This window comes from Serratia sp. 1D1416 (genome assembly GCF_003641105.1).
Classification (GTDB): Bacteria; Pseudomonadota; Gammaproteobacteria; order Enterobacterales; family Enterobacteriaceae; genus Serratia; species Serratia ficaria.
Genome location: NZ_CP032738.1, coordinates 755806 through 775037, shown reverse-complemented (window position 1 = coordinate 775037; position 19232 = coordinate 755806). Strand labels below are relative to the sequence as shown.

Here is a 19232-nt window from a genome sequence, read left to right as displayed (position 1 = left end):
GCAGAACGGGTCATACACTATGTCGCCACTCTCAGCAGCGTTACAGGCTCAGGCACAGCAGGTTGTGCAGCGTTTTCGGGAAGTTCGGGGCGCGGAGTGCGCCTTCAGCGAACAGGAACAATGGGTGCTGGCGTCGAGCGATTTCGTCAGCGACGCGCTGCTCGGCCAGCCGGAGTGGCTGGCGACGCTGCGCAAGCAGCCGCCGACGCCCGGCGAGTGGCAGCACTACGCCGCCTGGCTGCAGGACTCTCTGGAAGAGGTGCGCGACGAAGCCGGGCTGATGCGCGCATTGCGCCTGTTCCGCCGCGAGACGCTGGTGCGCATCGCCTGGGCGCAGGCGCTGGGCCAGTGCACCACCGAAGAAACGTTGCTGCAGCTGAGCGGGCTGGCTGAAACGCTGATCGTCAGCGCGCGCGACTGGCTGTACCAGACCTGCTGCCGCGAGTGGGGCACGCCGTGCAACGCCGAGGGCGCGCCGCAGCCGCTGCTGATCCTCGGCATGGGCAAGCTGGGCGGCGGCGAGCTGAACTTTTCGTCGGACATCGATCTGATCTTCGCCTACCCGGAAAACGGCCAAACCCAGGGCGGGCGGCGCCAGTTGGATAACGCCCAGTTCTTCACCCGGCTTGGCCAGCGGCTGATCAAGGCGCTGGATCAGCAGACCATCGACGGTTTCGTTTACCGGGTGGATATGCGCCTGCGGCCGTTCGGCGACAGCGGGCCGCTGGTGATGAGCTTCGCCGCGCTGGAGGATTATTATCAGGAGCAGGGGCGCGACTGGGAACGCTACGCCATGGTGAAGGCGCGGCTGATGGGCGGTGCGGAAGACGCCTACAGCCAGGAGCTGCGCAAGACCCTGCGGCCGTTCGTGTTCCGCCGCTATATCGACTTCAGCGTGATCCAGTCGCTGCGCAACATGAAGGGCATGATTGCCCGCGAGGTGCGGCGGCGCGGGCTGAAAGACAACATCAAGCTGGGCGCCGGCGGCATCCGCGAAATCGAATTCATCACCCAGGTATTCCAACTGATCCGCGGCGGGCGCGAGCCGGCGCTGCAGGGGCGTTCGCTGTTGCCGACGCTGCAGGCGGTGGGCGAACTGGGGCTGCTGGAAGCCGGGCAGGTGCAGGCGCTGAGCGCCGGCTATCTGTTCCTGCGCCGGCTGGAGAACCTGCTGCAGGCGATCGCCGATCAGCAGACCCAGACGCTGCCGCAGGACGCGCTGGATCAGGCGCGATTGGCCCAGGGCATGGGGATGGCGGATTGGCCAGCGCTGCTGGCGGCGCTGGAGGCGCATATGCAGGCGGTCAGAGCGGTGTTTAACGACCTGATCGGCGACGATACCCCCGACGTGGGCGAAGATCCCGATTACCAGCATTATCACAGCCTGTGGCAGGATGCGCTGGAGGAAAACGAACTGGCGCCGCTGACGCCGCACCTGGACGAAGAGGCGCGGCGGCAAATGTTGCGCACCATCGCCGATTTTCGTCACGACGTCGACAAACGCACCATCGGCCCGCGCGGCCGCGACGTGCTCGATCAGCTGATGCCGCGCCTGCTGGCGGAGGTGTGCCCGCAGCAGGATGCGCCGACGGCGCTGCTGCGGCTGACGCAGCTGCTGCTGAGCATCGTCACCCGCACCACCTACCTCGAGCTGCTGGTGGAGTACCATGCGGCGCTCAGCCATTTGATCCGCCTGTGCGCCGCCTCGCCGATGGTCGCCAACCAGCTGTCGCGCTACCCGCTGCTGCTGGACGAGCTGCTGGATCCGGCCACCCTGTATCAGCCGGTGGCGCCGGACGCCTACCGCAGCGAGCTGCGTCAGTACCTGCTGCGGGTGCCGGAAGACGACGAAGAGCAAAAGCTGGAGGCGCTGCGCCAGTTCAAGCAGGCGCAGCAGTTGCGCATTGCCGCGGCGGATATCGCCGAGGCGCTGCCGGTAATGAAAGTGAGCGATCACCTCACCTATCTGGCGGAGGCGATCATCGACGCGGTGGTGCAGCAGGCCTGGGGCGACATGGTGGCCCGTTACGGCCAGCCGACCCACCTGCAGGAGCGTGAAGGGCGCGGTTTTGCGGTGATCGGCTACGGCAAGCTGGGCGGCTGGGAGCTGGGGTACAGTTCCGATCTCGATCTGGTGTTCCTGCTGGACTGCCCGCCGGAGGTGATGACCGACGGCGAGCGCTGCATCGACGGCCGCCAGTTCTATCTGCGCCTGGCGCAACGGGTGATGCACCTGTTCAGCACCCGCACCTCGTCCGGCATTCTGTACGAAGTGGACGCTCGCCTGCGGCCTTCCGGCGCCGCCGGCATGCTGGTCAGCACCGTGGAGGCGTTTGCCGATTATCAGCAGAACGAAGCCTGGACCTGGGAGCACCAGGCCCTGGTGCGCGCGCGCATCGTACACGGCGACCCGGCGCTGCATCAGCAGTTTGACGCCATTCGCCGCGAGATCCTGTGCAAAGCGCGCGAGCCGGAAACGCTGCGGCGCGAAGTGCGCGAGATGCGCGAGAAGATGCGCAGCCACCTGGGCAGCAAGCAACGCGATCTGTTTGATATCAAAGCCGATGAAGGCGGTATCACCGATATCGAATTTATCGCCCAATATCTGGTCTTAGGCTATGCGAGCGCCGAACCGCGCCTGACGCGCTGGTCGGATAACGTGCGCATCTTCGAGCTGATGGCCAACTACGACATCATGCCGGAAGAAGAAGCGCGCGCGCTGACCCAGGCCTACGTCACCATGCGCGACGCGATCCACCACCTGGCGCTGCAGGAGCATTCCGGCAAGGTCGGCGGCGGGCTGTTCGCCGCCGAACGCGAGCAGGTGCGCGCCAGCTGGAGCAAATGGCTGGGCTAATACGTTTTGCAGGTATTCCGGAGGTCTGTGGTAATATCTGCGCCACTAAAATTTTGTTCTTTTTTGGAGTTATCGGATGAAAGTTACGCTGCCTGATTTTCGCCGCGCCGGTGTACTGGTGGTAGGCGACGTCATGTTGGATCGCTATTGGTATGGGCCGACCAGCCGTATTTCACCGGAAGCCCCGGTGCCGGTGGTCAAGGTCGATACCATCGAAGAGCGTCCCGGCGGCGCGGCTAACGTGGCGATGAACATTGCCGCACTGGGCGCCAATTCCCGCCTGGTGGGTCTGACCGGCATCGACGATGCGGCGCGGGCGCTGAGCGCCAAGCTGAACGAAGTCAACGTGCGCTGCGACTTCGTTTCGGTGCCGACCCATCCGACCATCACCAAGCTGCGCGTGCTGTCGCGCAACCAGCAGCTGATCCGTCTGGACTTCGAAGAAGGTTTCTCCAACGTCGACCCGCAGCCGATGTTTGAGCGCATCCAGCAGGCGCTGCCGCAGATTGGCGCGCTGGTGCTTTCCGACTACGCCAAGGGCGCGCTGAGCCAGGTACAGGGCATGATCCAACTGGCGCGCGCCGCCAAGGTGCCGGTGCTGATCGATCCGAAAGGCTCTGATTTTGAACGCTATCGCGGCGCTACGCTGCTGACGCCGAACCTGTCCGAATTCGAGGCGGTGGTAGGCCACTGCAAGGATGAGGCCGAACTGGTCGAACGCGGCATGAAGCTGGTGGCGGATTTTGAGCTGTCCGCGCTGCTGGTGACCCGTTCCGAGCACGGCATGACGCTGCTGCAGCCGGGCATGGCGCCGCTGCACCTGCCGACGCAGGCGCAGGAAGTGTTTGACGTGACCGGCGCCGGCGATACCGTGATCGGCGTGCTGGCCGCCGCCCTGGCCGCCGGCAACAGCCTGGAAGAGTCCTGTTTCCTGGCCAACGCCGCCGCCGGCGTGGTGGTGGGCAAGCTGGGGACGTCGACCGTTTCGCCGATCGAACTGGAAAACGCGGTGCGCGGCCGCGCCGAAACCGGCTTTGGCGTAATGAACGAAGCCCAGCTGAAAAACGCCGTGGCGCAGGCGCGCCAGCGCGGTGAAAAAGTGGTGATGACCAACGGCATCTTCGACATCCTGCACGCCGGCCACGTGTCCTATCTGGCCAATGCCCGCAAGCTGGGCGATCGGCTGATCGTGGCGGTCAACAGCGATGCCTCCACCAAGCGCCTGAAGGGCGAAACCCGCCCGGTCAACGCGCTGGAAAACCGCATGATCGTGCTGGGCGCGCTGGAAGCGGTGGATTGGGTGGTGCCGTTCGAAGAAGACACGCCGCAGCGCCTGATCGCCGACGTCCTGCCGGACCTGCTGGTGAAGGGCGGTGATTACAAGCCGGAAGACATCGCCGGCAGCAAGGAAGTGTGGGCCAACGGCGGCGAGGTCAAAGTGTTGAACTTTGAAGATGGCCTGTCGACCACCAATATCATCAAGGCAATCAAAGACGGGCGCGGTTAACGCCCGCTAAAAACGGCGGTGGCCAGTGGGCGGACTGAAGCAGGATTTAGGTTTGGCGCAGGGCGTTGGGCTGTTGTCCACCTCGCTGCTGGGTACCGGGGTCTTCGCCGTACCGGCGTTGGCGGCGCAGGTGGCGCAAGGCGATAGCCTGTGGGCCTGGCCGCTGTTGATCGCGCTGGTATTCCCGATCGCCATCGCCTTTGCCGCACTGGGGCGCCGTTTCCCCAGCGCCGGCGGGGCCGCGCATTTCGTCGGTTTGGCCTTTGGCCCAAGGCTGGCGAAGGTGACCGCCTGGCTGTTTTTGTCGGTGATCCCGGTTGGGTTGCCCGCCGCGCTGCAGATTGCCGCCGGTTTCTGGCAGGCGGCGTTCGGCTGGAGCGCCAACGGCCTGCTGGTGGTGCAGGTGGCCACGCTGGTCGCCATCTGGCTGCTGGGCACGCGCAGCGCCGGTTCCAGCGCCAATATTCAAACGCTGATCGCCGTTTTGGTGGTGGCGTTGGTGGCCGCCATCTGGTGGCGGGGCGAAATATCACCCGCGCAGATCCCCTGGCCCGCCCTTGACGATATCTCCCCTCCCAATCTGTTCCATGCGCTGGCGGTGATGTTTTGGTGCTTCGTCGGGCTGGAGGCCTTCGCCCATCTGGCGACCGAGTTCCGTAACCCCGGGCGTGATTTCCCGCGGGCGCTGCTGATCGGCATGCTGGTCGCCGGCGCGGTGTACTGGGGCTGTACCGTGGCGGTATTGCATTTTCACGCCTACGGCGAGCACCGGGCCGCCGCGGCGTCGCTGCCGGGCATTGTGGTGCAGCTGTTTGGCCGGCATGCGCTGTGGATCGCCTGCGTTATCGGCTATCTGGCCTGTTTCGCCAGCGTGAATATTTATACCCAAAGTTTCGCCCGGCTGGTGTGGTCACAGGCGCAGGACAAACCGTCCAGCGCCTTGGCGCGGCTTTCCGCCGGCCAGGTGCCGCTCAACGCGCTAAGCGCGGTGGTGGGGTGCTGCCTGCTGTTCACCCTGGTGATTTACACGCTGAGGCTGCCGCTGGATCTGCTGCTGGTCTACGCCAATGGCATCTTCGTGCTGATTTATCTGCTGTGCATGCTGGCGGGCTGTCGGATATTGCAGGGGCGCGCGCGGCTGATGGCGGCGACGGGGTCGCTGCTGTGTCTGCTGCTGCTGGTGATTATCGGCTGGAAAAGCCTGTATGCGGTGGGCATGTTCACCGGGATTTGGCTGGCGCTGCGTTACTGGCCACGGGCGGCGGCCAACGAGCGGTAAGGGCGCGGCGAGGCGCCCCGACGATATTATTCTTCTTCCTGCTTGGCGGCCGGCGCGGCGTTCAGCTTGCCTTCCAGCTCGGTCATGCGCTGTTCCAGCAGCGCCAGTTTCTCGCGGGTGCGCAGCAGCACCTGGGTCTGCACGTCGAACTCTTCGCGGTTGACCAAATCCAGACGGGTCAGCTGCGATTGCAGCACCTGGCGGATTTTTTTCTCAACGTCTTCCCCGAATTCACGGACGCCTTTAGGCATGGATTCATGAACCTGGCGTGCGATCTGTTCAATTTTTTTCGGGTCAATCATGGCGTATCCCTTTCAGAGTTTTTAATAGCTGCCGCCTAGTGTAATGCGAGTTGCCCGCCGGATAAACTATTAACCGCATTCATCGCGCCTGTCTGAATTGTGCTTTTGCCAATTGCCCCATTTAATCATTAGCGTTATAGTCAATCTGCTTATTCTCAGGGCGGGGTGCAAGTCCCCACCGGCGGTAAATCACCTTCTACGGTGAAAGCCCGCGAGCGCTCAGCCTGTTCGTTACGGACCGGTTAGAGGTCAGCAGATCCGGTGTAATTCCGGGGCCGACGGTTATAGTCCGGATGGGAGAGAGTAACGGTATCTGCCGGGTTTGTGCCCGCTTGCGTTATTTTTTTAGCTACTGCTAGCTACTCCTCAAGATCGCCCTGGTTCTGGTAATCCATAATTTTTAATGAGGTTTTTTACCATGAATCAGACGCTACTTTCAGATTTCGGCACGCCGGTAGAACGCGTTGAACGCGCTCTGGACGCATTGCGCAACGGGCGCGGCGTGATGGTGCTCGATGACGAAAACCGTGAAAACGAAGGTGACATGATCTTCGCCGCAGAAACCATGACCGTTGAGCAGATGGCGCTGACCATTCGCCACGGCAGCGGTATCGTGTGCCTGTGCATCACCGAAGACCGCCGTCAGCAGCTTGAGCTGCCGATGATGGTGACCAACAACTCCAGCCAGTTCCAGACCGCCTTCACCGTGACCATCGAAGCGGCGCAGGGCGTGACCACCGGGGTTTCCGCTTCCGACCGCCTGACCACCATCCGCGCGGCCATTGCCGATAACGCCAAGCCGAGCGATCTGAATCGCCCGGGCCACGTGTTCCCGCTGCGCGCGCAGCCGGGCGGCGTGCTGAGCCGCCGCGGCCACACCGAAGCGACCATCGATCTGGTGGCGATGGCCGGTTTCAAACCCGCCGGCGTACTGTGCGAACTGACCAACGACGATGGCAGCATGGCGCATGCGCCGGAAGTGATCGCGTTCGCCAAACAGCACGAGATGGTGGTGTTGACCATCGAAGACCTGGTGGCTTACCGCCAGTCTCACGAGCAGAAAGCCAGCTGATCCGGCCCGAGCCTTCGATGATGAAAAAGCCGCGCAATGCGGCTTTTTTTATGGTTTTAACGCGGTGGAACCGTGCTTGACAGGCGCACCCCCGGCGGCCGAGCTAGCGGTGGCTCAACCGATACCGCCGCTTTGCAGCAGCGTCAGGCTGAACCCCATGACCGCCATCCCGCACAGCACGCCGTAGCTGGGGTTATTGTGCGGATCTATCTCTTTCGCCAGCGGCATCAGCTCATCCACCGACAGCGCCACCATGATGCCGGCTACCGCCGCCATGATTGAAGCCATCACCACCGGTGAAATCATCGGGCCGAGCAGCAAGAATGCCAGCACGCCGCCCAGGATCTCCGCCATGCCGGAAATGCCGGACCACAGCAGCGCCTTGGTCTTCGAACCGGTGGCGGCATACACCGGGCCGGCGACCGCCAGCCCTTCAGGAATATTATGGATGGCCACCGCCAGCGCAATGCCCATCCCCAGCTCCAGATCGGCGCTGGCGGTGACGAAGGTCGCGATGCCTTCGGGAAAGTTGTGCAGGCTGATGCCCAGCGTCAGCAACAGCGCGGTGCGCTTCAGATTGTGCGGCTGCAGCGGCTGTTGCAGCAGGTCTTGCGGATGCTGGTGCGGCAGCAGGCGATCCAGCGCGAAGTAGCCCAGCAGGCCGAGCATGAACATGCCGTAACCCAGCATCGGCGACATGCCGGCGGTATGCAGCGCCGCAGGCAGCATTTCCATCAGTGAAATCAGCAGCATAATGCCGGCGGCAAAGCCGAGGGCAAAGGCCAGCATTCGGTTGGACGGCTTCTGGCCGATGATGCCGAACAGGGCGCCGACAAAAGTTGCGCCACCGGCCAGCAGGGTCAGGATCAGCGGTACCGACATTGTGGCCTCCTCTATGCTAATGATAATTATTTATTTTCCGATACTAACAGAGTAAGAGCATAAATCGAGTGGATTTGGCTGATTGTTCCCATTGCCCGAACCGTTCAAATTTATTGAAGATCATCATCAGGGTTATCCGGCTGCGTCGGCCTGGCAAAGGGCGTAATGTAATCCTCAGAACCCGTGATGATTAACCAAGGAAATCCCATGAACACCTCTCGCATGCCGGCGCTGTTTCTCGGCCACGGCAGCCCAATGAACGTGCTGGAAGAAAACCGCTATACCCTGGCATGGCGTGCGCTGGGGGAGACATTGCCGCGTCCGAAGGCGATAGTGGCGGTTTCCGCCCACTGGTACACCCGCGGCACTGCGGTGACCGCGATGGAGCAGCCAAAGACCATTCACGATTTCGGCGGTTTCCCGCAGGCGCTGTTCGACACCCGCTATCCGGCGCCGGGTTCGCCCGAGCTGGCGGCGCAGCTGCAGCAGCTGTTGGCGCCGGCCAAGGTCACTGCGGACCTCGGCGAGTGGGGGTTGGATCACGGCACCTGGGGCGTGTTGATCAAGATGTACCCTGAAGCGGACATTCCGGTGGTGCAGCTGAGCATAGACGGTACCCAGCCGGCAGCCTATCACTATGAACTGGGCCGCAAGCTGGCCGCGCTGCGCGAGCAGGGCGTGATGATCGTCGCCAGCGGCAACGTGGTGCATAACCTGCGGATGGTGAAGTGGCAGGGAGACACCAGCCCTTACCCCTGGGCGGAGTCCTTCAACCGCTTTGTGCGCGATAATCTGGCTTACCGGGGCGATAATCATCCGCTGGTGAATTTTATGCAGCACGAAGGCGCGGCGCTGTCCAACCCGACGCCGGAACACTATCTGCCGTTGCTGTATGTGCTCGGCAGCTGGGACGGCCAGGAAACGGTGAGCGTGCCGATCGACGGCATGGAAATGGGAGCCCTCAGCATGCTGTCGGTGCAGGTCGGGTAAATAAAAAACGCCAGTCAGAGACTGGCGTTTTTACTGGCGGAGCGCGGATCAGCCCAGGATGATATGCGGATAAAAACGCGACAGATCCTGGGTGATCAGCTCGCGATCTTCACGCAGGCCAATGCCGCAGGGCTGATCGTTGACCAGCCAGCTGCCGATCAGCGTATAGCTGCCTTCAAACTGCGGCAGCGCGTGGAACTGCTGCACGATCATGCCTTCTTCACCGTAGGGGCCGTCGACGCGCGCCACTTCCTGACCGTTTTCGACGATCTGGATATTGGCGCCTTCGCGTGAGAACAGCGGCTTGGTGACGTAATGATCCAGCGGCGGATGATCGTCTTCGGCGAAGTAGGCCGGCAGCAGGTTGGGATGGTTCGGGAACATCTCCCACAGCAGCGGCAGCAGCGCCTTGTTGGAGACGATGCTTTTCCAGGCCGGTTCCAGCCAGCGTACGCCGGCGTCTTCCAGCTTGGTCGAGAACATCTCGCGCAGCATAAACTCCCAGGGATACAGCTTGAACAGGTTGCCGATCACCTGATCCTGCAGATCGGTGAACTGGCCCTTTTCGCCGAGGCCAATCTCTTCCATAAACAGGAACTCGGTCGGCAGGCCGGCCTCCAGCGCGCAGTCCTGCAGATATTGCACGGTGCCGCGATCTTCTTCGCTGTCCTGGCAGCAGGCCAGATGCAGCAGGCCGAAACCGTGCTGCGCTTTCAGCTCGGCGAAGCGCTCGATCAGCTTCTCCTGCAGGCTGTTGTATTGATCCGATTCGGGATCCAGCTTGCCGGCGTTGATTTGGTCTTCCAGCCACAGCCATTGGAAGAAGGCCGCTTCGTACAGCGAGGTCGGCGTATCGGCGTTGTTTTCCAGCAGCTTTGGCGGGTTGACGCCGTCATAGGCCAGATCGAGACGCGAATACAGCGAAGGCTGGTTGGTGCGCCACGCGCTGCGCACGAACTCCCAGGTGTGTTTCGGAATGCGGAATTTGGCCATCAGTTCGTCGCTGTTGACCACTTTCTCCACGACCTGCAGGCACATCCGGTGCAGTTCGGCGGTGGCGCTTTCGATCTCTTCAATCTGCGCCAGCGTGAACTGGTAATAGGCGTCTTCGCACCAGTAGGGTTCGCCGTACATGGTGTGGAATTTGAAGCCGAATTCAGTGGCTTTTTCGCGCCAGTCCGGGCGCTCGGTAATTGCAACGCGCTTCATGCATCAACCGCCCATGCTGCGAGAGCTGGAGGTGGCGCTGCTGCGCTGCATGCTGGTCTGCTTGGCCACGGTTTCACCGAAGCCGCCGCGGGTTACGGTGTTGGTGACCGCAGGTTTTGGCGCCATGGCGGTTTTCGGCACCGTCATGGTGCGGCCGCCGGCGGTGGCCGGGCCGTAGCTTTTACCGCTGGCGTCGACGAACTTGCCGTTAGCCGGGCTGGCGGCGTTTTTGGAGGTGAACAGCGGCTGCTGGGCAAAGCCGGAACCGCCCATCATGCGGCCCATCATGTAGCCGGCCATCAGCGGCATCCAGAAACTGCCGCTGCTTTGCGATTCCGCCGCCATGCCCGCCTGCGCCGGGGCTGGCGTCTGGGTGCACTGCGCTTCGCCGAACTCGGCGACGCAGTCTTCGCGGGTGGCGTATTTAGGCGCGGTTTTTTCGGCTTCTTTCAGCGCGTTGTTGTAGGCGGTGGTGCACTGCTCGCTCATCGACGGATTCGAGCGCGAACAGTCGTCGGCATTCTGATACATGGAGACGGTTTCGTCGCTCTTCTCGCAGCCGGCCAGCATAAAGACAGCGCTGATCGCCAAAGCCACGGGCGCCACAGGGTAGCTGCGCCAGGATTTGCGGAACGTCTCTTGGTTGATGTTTTTTGTCCGTTTCATCGTTATCAATCCCATCATGCGGGCTGTTTTCGCCCTTTCCCAGTAGTGGCGCTAAGGATAGGGGAAACATGGTCAAAATTAAAGCTGAAACGCCCACAGAATCCACTCTTTACGCAGCTATACGTTAGGGTGTGCGCCAGCTCGCTTTAGCGACGAAAAAACCGGCGCTATAGTTTCATCATGAAACGTCTGCCGTGCGGTTATGTTCCAAAATGAAACGAATATCCTGCCGCTCGCCAGACGGCTTTCAGGGCCTATAGTCAGACCTGATACGACCCGGCCAAAGCCCGGCGGGTTGCGCTCCTTGAGCTACAGAGGAACTAACCGTGAAAAAACTGATTAACCAGGTTGAGTCGGTGCTGGACGAGCAGCTGCAGGGGTTGGCGGAAGCGCACCCCGAGCTGTTGGTGCATCGGGAGCCGGCGTTCGTGACCCGCGCCGATGCGCCGGTGGCGGGCAAGGTGGCGATCCTGTCCGGCGGCGGCAGCGGCCATGAGCCGATGCACTGCGGATTCGTCGGTGAAGGCATGCTCGACGGCGCCTGCCCGGGAGAGATTTTCACCTCGCCGACGCCGGACAAAATGTATGAGTGCGGCCAGGCGATCGACGGCGGCGCCGGCGTGCTGCTGCTGATCAAGAACTACACCGGCGACGTGCTGAATTTCGAAACCGCGACCGAGCTGCTGCACGACAGCGGGGTGCCGGTGGCGACGGTGCTGGTGGACGACGACGTGGCGGTCAAGGACAGCCTGTTCACCGCCGGCCGGCGCGGGGTGGCGAATACCGTGCTGATGGAAAAACTGCTCGGCGCCGCAGCGGCGCGCGGCGACGATTTGGACGCGCTGGTGACGCTGGGCCACAGCATCAACAATCATGGCCATTCGATCGGCATCGCGCTGGGCGCCTGCACCGTGCCGGCCGCCGGCAAGCCGTCGTTTACCCTGGCGGAAAACGAGATGGAGTTCGGCGTCGGCATTCACGGCGAGCCGGGCATTGCGCGGCGTCCGTTCACCACGCTCAACGCGGCGGTGGACGACATGTTCCATACGCTGATCGATCACGGCCATTACCAGCGCGCGATCCGCGTCTGGGACCGCCTGCAGGGCGAATGGCGCGATGAAGCGCAGACCAAGCAGCCGCTGACCCGCGGCGACCGGGCGATCGCGCTGGTGAACAATCTGGGCGCCACGCCGCTGTCCGAGCTGTACGGCGTTTACCACCGTTTGGCGGAGCGCTGCGCCGAGGCGGGCATCATCGTGGAGCGCAATCTGGTGGGGGCCTACTGCACCTCGCTGGACATGCAGGGCATGTCGATAACCCTGCTCAAGGTGGACGACGACCTGTTGTCCTTGTGGGATGCGCCGGTGAAAACGCCCGCGCTGCGTTGGGGTTGCTGAGGAGGGAGCATGGCGTTAACCAAACAACAGGTGGTCGACTGGCTGCTGCGCTGCGGCGAGGTGTTTACCCGGCAGCGGGACTTTCTGACCCAGCTGGACACCGAGATCGGCGACGCCGATCACGGCCTGAACATGAACCGCGGTTTCAACAAGGTGGTGGAAAAGCTGCCGTCGGTGGCGGATAAGGACATAGGTTTTATCCTGAAAAACACCGGCATGACGCTGCTGTCGAGCGTAGGCGGCGCCAGCGGCCCGCTGTTCGGCACTTTCTTCATCCGCGCGGCGCAGGCGGCGAACGCCAAGCAAAGCCTGGACCTGGCGGAGCTGCACCAGCTGATGCAAGAGGGCGTCGAAGGCGTGGTGATGCGCGGCAAGGCGGAGCCGGGCGACAAGACCCTGTGCGACGTCTGGTGGCCGGTGGTGGAGAGCCTCGGCCAGTCCGCCCGGCAGCAGCTGGCGGTGCCGGATGCGCTGCGGCGGGCGGCCGAGCGCGCCGAACAGGCGGTGGAGGGCACCATCACCATGCAGGCGCGCAAGGGCCGGGCCAGTTATCTGGGCGAACGCAGCATCGGTCATCAGGATCCGGGCGCCACTTCGGTGATGCTGATGATCAAAACGCTGGCAGAGGTCGCCGGCCAATAGCAGGAGGCGAGATGATCAATATCGTAGTGGTCTCACACAGCGCGCTGCTGGCGCGCGGGGTTGAACAGCTGGCGCAGCAGATGATGCGCGGCGACGGCTGCCGGCTGGCGCTGGCGGCGGGGGTGGACGATGAGGAACACCCGATCGGCACCGATGCCGTCAAGGTGATGGCGGCGATTGAGTCGGTGGCCGACGGCGCCGCCGGCATCCTGGTGCTGATGGATCTGGGCAGCGCGCTGCTCAGCGCGGAAACCGCGATCGATCTGCTGGATCCCGAACTGGCCGCTCGCGTGCGGCTGTGCGCCGCACCGCTGGTGGAGGGAACGCTGGCGGCGGTGGTCGCCGCCAATTCCGGCGCGGCGCTGGAACAGGTGGCGACGGAGGCGCAGGGCGCGCTGCAGGCCAAGCAGGCCCAGCTTGGCGAAGCTTCACCGGCGGCGAAAAGCGTGATTCTGCCGCTGACGCAGGGCAAAAGCGTCAGTTGGACGGTGCAAAATCCGCATGGGCTGCACGCGCGCCCGGCGGCGCGGTTGGCGGCGGCGCTAGCGCCGTTCGACGCCGAGCTGGTGTTGGAAAAGCAGGGGCAGTGCGTCGATCCGCGCAGCCTCAACCAGCTGGCGCTGCTGCAGGTGCGCCACGGCGACACCGTTCGCCTGATCGCCGCCGGCCCGCAGGCTGATCGGGCGTTGGCGACGTTCAAGACGCTGGCGGAACAGCACTTTGGTGAAACGGTATCCGAAGCGCAGCAGCCTTCGCTGCACGGCATTCCGGTGGCGGAAAGCCTCACCAGCGGCCCGGTGTTTCAGGCGCACAGCTTCTGGCCGACGATCGTCGAACGGCGAATTGGCGCGGACGAAGTGCTGAATGAACAGCAGCGGCTGCGCGAGGCGCTGCAGCATACGCTGAGCGATCTGAACCGGCTGGCGGAGCGCACCGGCACACTGATCGGCAAACCGCAGGCGGCGATCTTCGGCGCGCACAGCATGCTGTTGGACGATCCCGATCTGCAGCAGGCGGCCTATACCCGCATCGCCCAGCGCCAATGCAGCGCCGAGCAGGCGTGGCGCCAGGAGCTGGAGGCGATCGCCGAAGACTATCGCGCCCTGGACGATGACTACATGCGGGCGCGTGAGCTGGACGTGCGCGACATGCTGCGCCGCACCCTGAGCCACTTGCGCGGGCAGCCGCTGCCGCCGATCGCGCTCAGCGAACCCTCGATTCTGGTGATGGATGAGCTGATGCCTTCCGACGTGGTGATGCTCGATCGCCGGCTGGTGCTCGGCATCTGCCTGAGCGGCGGCCATGCGTTATCGCACAGCGCCATTTTGGCCAAGGCGATGGGCATCCCGATGGTGGTCGGCATGCACGATTGCATGAGCAAAACCCGCAGCGGCCAGAAAGCGATGCTGGACGCCGCGTGCGGCGTGCTGCAGCTCAGCCACTGAGGGCTCAGGCGCGCAGCTTGAACTGGCGGATATCAAGCTGATGCCGCTTTATTTTCCGCCACAGCGTGGTGCGGCCGATGCCCAACAGCTGCGCCATTTCATGCAGTTGCCCGCGGCTGACGTTGGCCGCGAGCAGGATCGCCTGCCGCTCCTGCTCCTCCAGGCTCAGCAGCGGCATGGCGGGGGGCGGATCGCTTTCCAGCAGCGGCTGCTGGCCGAGCAGATGCGCCGGCAAATCCGCCAGCTGGATATGGTGGCCGTGACAAATCATCGCCGCGCGCTCCACCACGCCCTTCAGCTCCAGATCGTTGCCCGGCCACAGGTACAGCGCAAGCTGGGCCGTCACTTCGTCATCCACCCTGAAACGGCATTGGAAATGCTGCTCCAGCGCGCGCAGATGATGCTTCACCACTAGCGCGATGTCGCTCAGCCGTTGGCGCAGCGGCGGAATTTGGATTTCGAACGCCTGCAGGCTGTAAAACAGCTGGCGGCGGAAGCGGTTCTGCTGCACCAGCAGCGGCAGGTTGGCGGCGCTGCCGGCGATCACCCGCACATCGACCGGGATCACCCGGCTGGAGTTGAGGCGGATCACCACGCCGGTCTTCAGCACCTGCAGCAGCGCGGACTGCATCTCCGCCGGCAGGTATTCTATCTGTTCCAGATACAGCGTGCCGCCGTTGGCCAGCTCGAACTTGCTGAGCTGGCCGGCCTCTTCTTCGCTGGCGTCGCTGCCCAGCAGTGCGCGCAGCCCCCGGCCCTCCGGCAGCAGCTGGCAGTTGAGGGCGATATAGGGGCCGGCGGCGCGTTCGCTGGCGTTGTGGATCGCCTGGCTGAGCAGCTCTTTGCCGACGCCTTCTTCGCCGCACAGCAGGATCGGATGCTGGCCCTTCGCCGCCTGCTGGCCATAGCGGATCAGCCGGCGCATCTCCAGCGAGGCGGAGGGCATCTGCTCGAAGCTGTGGCTGACGCGCCCCAACTGGCTGCTGACGTACCGGTGCAAAGGCTCCAGCGGGTGCAGCAGGGCGATGAAGCTGCAGCGTTCGCCGTCGAAGACCGGCTTCAGGGTCAGCAGGGCGGCGATAAACTGCCGTTGGCTTTCGAAGGTGACCTCTACGTGCTGCAGCGGCTGGCGTTGGGCAATGGCGCGTTTCAGCAGGGCGGGCAGCGTCAGCAACTGCGTCAGCGGTTTGCCCTGACACTGCTGTTCATCCAGCTTCAGCAGGCCGGCGGCGCGCTGGTTGATGTATTGCAGGTAACCGCGGTGGTCCCAGGCCATTACGCCGTCGTCGACGCCATCCAGCAGGCCGTAAAGCTGATTCAGATGGCGGTTGGATTCCGCCAGCAACCCGTCGGCGTTCAGCGAATTGCCGATCTCGCGGGCGAGCGCCAGCGTCAGCGACAGGTCGCCGGCGGCGCCGTCGGCCAGCAGGCAGCCCAGCGCAATCGCGCCGCGCTGACGCCCGCTGTTGTCGTAGACCGGGGTGGCGCAAAACGCCCAGCCGTGCAGCGCTCGCCGCACGTGTTCGTCACCGCTGACCCGCACCGGGTGGCCCTCCGCCGCGGCCAGCGCCGGCGCATTGGTGCCGATGTGGCCTTCGGCCCAGTAGGCGCCGGGGGCGAACCCCAGCTGCAGCAGCCCTTGCCGCGTTTGGGCATCTCCGCACTCCCACAGCATGCAGCCGCTTTCATCGAGGATCATCAACAGGCAGCGGCGCGGCTCCATATATTCGCAGGCGTCTTCCAGCGCCGCCTGGCCGAGGGTCAGCAGGTCGTTTTTACGCTGGCAGATCGAATCGAAGGTGGCGCCCAGCGCCCGGTGCGGGGGGGACCAGACCGCGGGTTGCATCAGGTTGCGGCAGCGCAGCCAGGAGGCGTAAATCGCCGGCGCGGGGCGTTCCTGCGGCGGCAGCGCGCCGTCGGCAGTCAGTCGCCGCCAGCTTGCAGCATTGTTCATCGGATCTCACCTAAACGGAGAAAAACCATGGGACAGATGATACCACCGCAGGCGGGGAGTCTGGCTGTGAGGTGGCGGGCAGAACCGGTGACGCAGGCAAAAAAAAACGGGGCGCGGCGAAGGCCGAACCCCGTGTTCATCAGGCGGCGGGCATCAGTTGCGGAAAGGGTTGCCGCTGTTGCGCGTTGGCTGAGTGGCAGCGGCGGGCGCCGGCGCCGAGGCGCGGGTGGCGGCCGGCGCGGCGGTTTGCTGCATCGGCGCATTGTCCTGATAACCGTCAGCATAGGCATCCTGCGTGCGGTTCTGCGGCGCTACGGCATCCGGTGAGGTGGAAATCGGTTTGCCCAGCGCGCCGTTCAGCGTCAGCAGATCGTTCTGGTTCAGCGTGCCGAGTGCGGACTTGATGTTCAGCTGGTTGATCAGGTAGGTGTAACGCGCGTCGGACAGCTGACGTTTGGCGTTATACAGCGTGGTGGTGGCGTCCAGCACGTCGACGATGGTGCGGGTGCCGACCTGGTAGCCGGCCTCCATGGCGTCCAGAGAGCTCTGGGCGGAAACCACCGCCTGTTTGTAGGCGTTGATGCTGCTGATCGAGGCGTTGACGTTGTTGAACGACGAACGCACGGTCTGCACGACGCTGCGGTGCGAGCTTTCCAGCTGTTCGCTGGCGCCGACGAAGTTGTACTGCGCCTGTTTTACCTGCGAGTTGGTCGCGCCGCCGCTGTAGATCGGCAGGTTGAAGCTGATGCCAACCTTGTTCTGGCCCGCGTCGGAATCACCGTAACGCTGAGCATTAGCGGGGCCGGTAGTGCCAGAACCGTTGTATCTGGTATTGCTGACGCCGGTGGATGCGCTGACGTCTACCGTTGGCATATAGCCGGTCTGCGCCGAGCGGATCTGCTCACGCGCCAGGTCCTGGCTCAGGCGCGCGGACAGCAGGCTCAGGTTGCGCGCTTCGGCCTCTTTCAGCAGGTTGTTCACCGCTTCCGGCCGCTGGGTGGTGAAGCGATCGGTGTTCAGCGAGGCCAGTTCAGGATAGAACGCGCCGGTCACCTGACGCAGCGATTCCAGGGCGTTGTCCAGATCGTTGCGGGCGGAGACTTCGGCCGCCAGCACGGTATCGTAGTTGGAGCGGGCGTTCTGCACGTCGGTGATCGCCACCAGGCCCACGTTGAAGCGCTGGGTGGTTTGATCCAGGGTGCGGTACACCGCGTCTTTCTGCGCCTGGGTGTAAGACAGCGTGTCAATCGCCTTCAGCACGTTGAAGTAGGCGGTGGCGGTGTTAAGGATCAGCGTCTGTTCCGAGGTCTGGAAGGTGACGTCGGAGATACCGGCGGTCTTCTCCTGCAGCGTCAGCGCGCGCCATTTCGACATGTCGAAAATGGTCTGGGTCAGCGCCAGCGATCCGCTGGTGACGTCGCTGTTAACGCCATTGCTGTCACGATAGCCGTTGGTGTAATCGTAACCGGCGGTCAAACCCAATTGCGGCAGCAGCGGGCTGCGCGCTTCGTTGATTTTTTCGAATGCGGCGTCGCGGTCAGCAGCAGTTTTGCGCAGGTCCGGGTTACTTTCCCTGGCCTGTTTGTAGACCTGCAGCAGGTTCTCTGCCTGGCTCATTGCACTGAAGCCGCCCAGGCTCAGTCCGATAAGAAGGGGGAGCAGTTTCTTCATTTGCATTCCTTGTTGTGCAGCAATATTGCTATGTTAGCGCTGACGATAGACGAAATAGTTGCCGATTCTAGCAGAGTCTGCAGTACGCATCAGGTGGCTGAATGTGCCATCCGGCGTAACTTTTACCTTTCAGGCCGCCCATTTGCCGCCGTTCAACTGGCCGCGCAGACCGCACCTGATATTATGGCTGACAATCTATCATAAAGCTGCGGCAGATCGTCCGGCCGTTTCTGTCATCAAAACTGTTTATTTTATCGGCATACTCATGCAGGAGAATTCGCTTATGAGCCGTTCACAGCCGTCGCCGGTTACTTTCGATAAAAAAGATGTAGAAATTATTGCACGTGAGACGCTGTACCGTGGTTTTTTTTCACTCAATTTATACCGTTTCCGCCATCGCCTGTTCAACGGCGACATGAGCCCCGAGATAAAACGCGAGATTTTCGAGCGCGGGCATGCGGCGGTGCTGTTACCCTATGACCCGGTGCGCGACCAGGTGGTGCTGATTGAACAACTGCGCATCGCCGCGGTCGATACCAGTAATTCCCCCTGGCTGCTGGAAATGGTGGCGGGTATGATCGAAACCGGCGAGAGCGTCGAAGACGTGTGCCGCCGAGAAGCCGAAGAAGAAGCCGGCGTGGCGGTCGGCCGCTGCAAGCCGGTGTTGAGCTATCTGGCCAGCCCGGGGGGCACCAGCGAGCGCCTGTCGATCATGGTCGGCGAGGTCGACGCCGCCACCGCCGAGGGCATCCATGGACTGGAGGAAGAAAATGAAGACATCCGCGTCCACGTGGTCAGCCGCGAACAGGCTTATCGCTGGGTTGAAGAAGGCGCGATCGATAACGCCGCATCGGTGATTGCATTGCAATGGCTGGCGTTGCACCATGAATCGCTAAGAAAAGAGTGGGCCAACTAATGAAACAACGCTATACCCCTGATTTCCCCGAAATGATGCGGTTGTGCGAAACCAACTTCGCGCAATTGCGCCGCTTGCTGCCGCGCAACGACGAAGTGGGTGAAACGGCGACTTATCAGGTGAATGGCGCCCACTATCGTCTGACCCTCGTCGAGTCTACGCGCTATACCTCGCTGGTGGAGATCGAACAGACCTTTCCCGCCGTCAGCTACTGGAGCCTGCCGGCCATGACGGTGCGGCTGTATCATGACGCCATGGTTGCGGAAGTGTGTTCCACTCAGCAGATCTATCGCTTTAAAGCGCGTTATGATTATCCTAATAAAAAGTTGCATCAACGCGACGAAAAGCATCAAATTAACCAGTTTCTTGCTGATTGGTTGCGCTACTGCTTGGCGCATGGAGCGATGGCGGTTCCGGTTTGTTAGACAGACTGAAATAACAAA

16 protein-coding genes and 1 riboswitch are annotated in these 19232 nt (G+C 62.9%); of the genes, 10 read left to right on the top strand and 6 right to left on the bottom strand.

Going from position 1 to position 19232, the window contains the following annotated elements; all coding sequences use genetic code 11:
* Positions 1–19: 19 nt before the first annotated feature.
* The 3 genes from glnE (at position 20) to yjeH (ending at position 5643) form a co-directional block, all read left to right on the top strand.
* Positions 20–2857, top strand: a complete 2838-nt coding sequence (glnE, locus tag D7I37_RS03685) for a bifunctional [glutamate--ammonia ligase]-adenylyl-L-tyrosine phosphorylase/[glutamate--ammonia-ligase] adenylyltransferase (protein ID WP_129543325.1) — start codon at positions 20–22, stop codon at positions 2855–2857.
* A 76-nt stretch (positions 2858–2933) separates the two neighbouring features.
* The gene (gene hldE / locus D7I37_RS03680; RefSeq protein ID WP_061797212.1) at positions 2934–4364 is read left to right on the top strand and encodes a bifunctional D-glycero-beta-D-manno-heptose-7-phosphate kinase/D-glycero-beta-D-manno-heptose 1-phosphate adenylyltransferase HldE; all 1431 of its coding nucleotides are present in this window, start codon (positions 2934–2936) and stop codon (positions 4362–4364) included.
* Positions 4365–4389: 25 nt separating this feature from the next.
* Positions 4390–5643 carry an L-methionine/branched-chain amino acid transporter gene (yjeH, locus tag D7I37_RS03675; protein ID WP_061797213.1) on the top strand — a complete coding sequence of 418 codons (1254 nt, stop codon included), beginning with the start codon at positions 4390–4392 and terminating at the stop codon, positions 5641–5643.
* Between the two features lie 26 nt (positions 5644–5669).
* On the opposite strand, the gene D7I37_RS03670 is transcribed toward yjeH, so the two are convergent.
* The gene (locus D7I37_RS03670; protein WP_061797214.1) at positions 5670–5945 is read right to left on the bottom strand and encodes an accessory factor UbiK family protein; all 276 of its coding nucleotides are present in this window, start codon (positions 5943–5945) and stop codon (positions 5670–5672) included.
* 147 nt (positions 5946–6092) lie between these two features.
* Positions 6093–6254, top strand: a riboswitch (FMN riboswitch).
* Positions 6255–6363: 109 nt separating this feature from the next.
* Here D7I37_RS03670 and ribB point away from each other — a divergent pair.
* Positions 6364–7017: a 3,4-dihydroxy-2-butanone-4-phosphate synthase gene (gene ribB, locus D7I37_RS03665; protein WP_061797216.1), complete on the top strand. Its 654-nt coding sequence runs from the start codon at positions 6364–6366 to the stop codon at positions 7015–7017.
* 114 nt (positions 7018–7131) lie between these two features.
* Here ribB and zupT read toward each other — a convergent pair whose 3' ends face one another.
* Positions 7132–7899, bottom strand: a complete 768-nt coding sequence (zupT, locus tag D7I37_RS03660; RefSeq protein ID WP_061797217.1) for a zinc transporter ZupT — start codon at positions 7897–7899, stop codon at positions 7132–7134.
* A gap of 207 nt (positions 7900–8106) precedes the next feature.
* Between zupT and ygiD the strand changes: the two genes are divergently transcribed.
* The gene (gene ygiD, locus D7I37_RS03655; RefSeq protein WP_129543324.1) at positions 8107–8889 is read left to right on the top strand and encodes a 4,5-DOPA dioxygenase extradiol; all 783 of its coding nucleotides are present in this window, start codon (positions 8107–8109) and stop codon (positions 8887–8889) included.
* Positions 8890–8937: 48 nt separating this feature from the next.
* Here the strand turns inward: ygiD and D7I37_RS03650 are convergent, their stop codons facing one another.
* Together D7I37_RS03650 and D7I37_RS03645 are read right to left on the bottom strand one after the other, a co-directional pair.
* A complete protein-coding gene (locus D7I37_RS03650) occupies positions 8938–10098 on the bottom strand; it encodes a glutathionylspermidine synthase family protein (protein WP_061797219.1) in 1161 nt (386 codons plus the stop codon).
* Positions 10099–10101: 3 nt separating this feature from the next.
* Complete coding sequence (locus D7I37_RS03645) at positions 10102–10764, bottom strand: DUF1190 family protein (protein ID WP_061797221.1); 663 nt, start codon at positions 10762–10764, stop codon at positions 10102–10104.
* A 326-nt stretch (positions 10765–11090) separates the two neighbouring features.
* Between D7I37_RS03645 and dhaK the strand changes: the two genes are divergently transcribed.
* The 3 genes from dhaK to dhaM are packed head-to-tail and all read left to right on the top strand — an operon-like array spanning position 11091 to position 14248.
* Entirely contained in the window at positions 11091–12161 is a 1071-nt protein-coding gene (gene dhaK / locus D7I37_RS03640; RefSeq protein WP_129543323.1) for a dihydroxyacetone kinase subunit DhaK, read from the top strand.
* A gap of 9 nt (positions 12162–12170) precedes the next feature.
* The gene (gene dhaL, locus D7I37_RS03635) at positions 12171–12803 is read left to right on the top strand and encodes a dihydroxyacetone kinase subunit DhaL (RefSeq protein ID WP_061797223.1); all 633 of its coding nucleotides are present in this window, start codon (positions 12171–12173) and stop codon (positions 12801–12803) included.
* 11 nt (positions 12804–12814) lie between these two features.
* On the top strand, positions 12815–14248 hold the full coding sequence (dhaM, locus tag D7I37_RS03630) for a dihydroxyacetone kinase phosphoryl donor subunit DhaM (RefSeq protein ID WP_129543322.1): 1434 nt from the start codon (positions 12815–12817) through the stop codon (positions 14246–14248).
* Between the two features lie 4 nt (positions 14249–14252).
* On the opposite strand, the gene dhaR is transcribed toward dhaM, so the two are convergent.
* Together dhaR and tolC are read right to left on the bottom strand one after the other, a co-directional pair.
* Entirely contained in the window at positions 14253–16202 is a 1950-nt protein-coding gene (gene dhaR, locus D7I37_RS03625) for a dihydroxyacetone kinase operon transcriptional regulator DhaR (protein ID WP_129543321.1), read from the bottom strand.
* A gap of 153 nt (positions 16203–16355) precedes the next feature.
* Positions 16356–17873 carry an outer membrane channel protein TolC gene (gene tolC, locus D7I37_RS03620; RefSeq protein WP_129543320.1) on the bottom strand — a complete coding sequence of 506 codons (1518 nt, stop codon included), beginning with the start codon at positions 17871–17873 and terminating at the stop codon, positions 16356–16358.
* A gap of 283 nt (positions 17874–18156) precedes the next feature.
* On the opposite strand from tolC, the gene nudF reads away from it, so the two are divergent.
* Both nudF and D7I37_RS03610 read left to right on the top strand, forming a co-directional pair.
* Positions 18157–18789 (top strand): ADP-ribose diphosphatase, encoded by a 633-nt coding sequence (gene nudF, locus D7I37_RS03615; RefSeq protein WP_061797228.1) that lies wholly within the window; start codon positions 18157–18159, stop codon positions 18787–18789.
* The gene (locus tag D7I37_RS03610; RefSeq protein ID WP_061797230.1) at positions 18789–19214 is read left to right on the top strand and encodes a DUF1249 family protein; all 426 of its coding nucleotides are present in this window, start codon (positions 18789–18791) and stop codon (positions 19212–19214) included. Before nudF ends, D7I37_RS03610 begins: the two co-directional genes overlap by 1 nt.
* The last annotated feature ends 18 nt before the right edge of the window (positions 19215–19232 follow it).

Excerpts from the sequence above, each read along its gene's own strand:
- dhaM (WP_129543322.1), top strand. The coding sequence starts at position 12,815 with ATGATCAATATCGTAGTGGTCTCACACAGCGCGCTGCTGGCGCGCGGG.
- ygiD (WP_129543324.1), top strand. The coding sequence starts at position 8,107 with ATGAACACCTCTCGCATGCCGGCGCTGTTTCTCGGCCACGGCAGCCCA.
- D7I37_RS03610 (WP_061797230.1), top strand. The coding sequence starts at position 18,789 with ATGAAACAACGCTATACCCCTGATTTCCCCGAAATGATGCGGTTGTGC.
- D7I37_RS03650 (WP_061797219.1), bottom strand. The coding sequence starts at position 10,098 with ATGAAGCGCGTTGCAATTACCGAGCGCCCGGACTGGCGCGAAAAAGCC.
- D7I37_RS03670 (WP_061797214.1), bottom strand. The coding sequence starts at position 5,945 with ATGATTGACCCGAAAAAAATTGAACAGATCGCACGCCAGGTTCATGAA.
- glnE (WP_129543325.1), top strand. The coding sequence starts at position 20 with ATGTCGCCACTCTCAGCAGCGTTACAGGCTCAGGCACAGCAGGTTGTG.
- dhaL (WP_061797223.1), top strand. The coding sequence starts at position 12,171 with ATGGCGTTAACCAAACAACAGGTGGTCGACTGGCTGCTGCGCTGCGGC.
- dhaR (WP_129543321.1), bottom strand. The coding sequence starts at position 16,202 with ATGAACAATGCTGCAAGCTGGCGGCGACTGACTGCCGACGGCGCGCTG.
- nudF (WP_061797228.1), top strand. The coding sequence starts at position 18,157 with ATGAGCCGTTCACAGCCGTCGCCGGTTACTTTCGATAAAAAAGATGTA.
- hldE (WP_061797212.1), top strand. The coding sequence starts at position 2,934 with ATGAAAGTTACGCTGCCTGATTTTCGCCGCGCCGGTGTACTGGTGGTA.
- D7I37_RS03645 (WP_061797221.1), bottom strand. The coding sequence starts at position 10,764 with ATGAAACGGACAAAAAACATCAACCAAGAGACGTTCCGCAAATCCTGG.
- tolC (WP_129543320.1), bottom strand. The coding sequence starts at position 17,873 with ATGAAGAAACTGCTCCCCCTTCTTATCGGACTGAGCCTGGGCGGCTTC.
- zupT (WP_061797217.1), bottom strand. The coding sequence starts at position 7,899 with ATGTCGGTACCGCTGATCCTGACCCTGCTGGCCGGTGGCGCAACTTTT.
- ribB (WP_061797216.1), top strand. The coding sequence starts at position 6,364 with ATGAATCAGACGCTACTTTCAGATTTCGGCACGCCGGTAGAACGCGTT.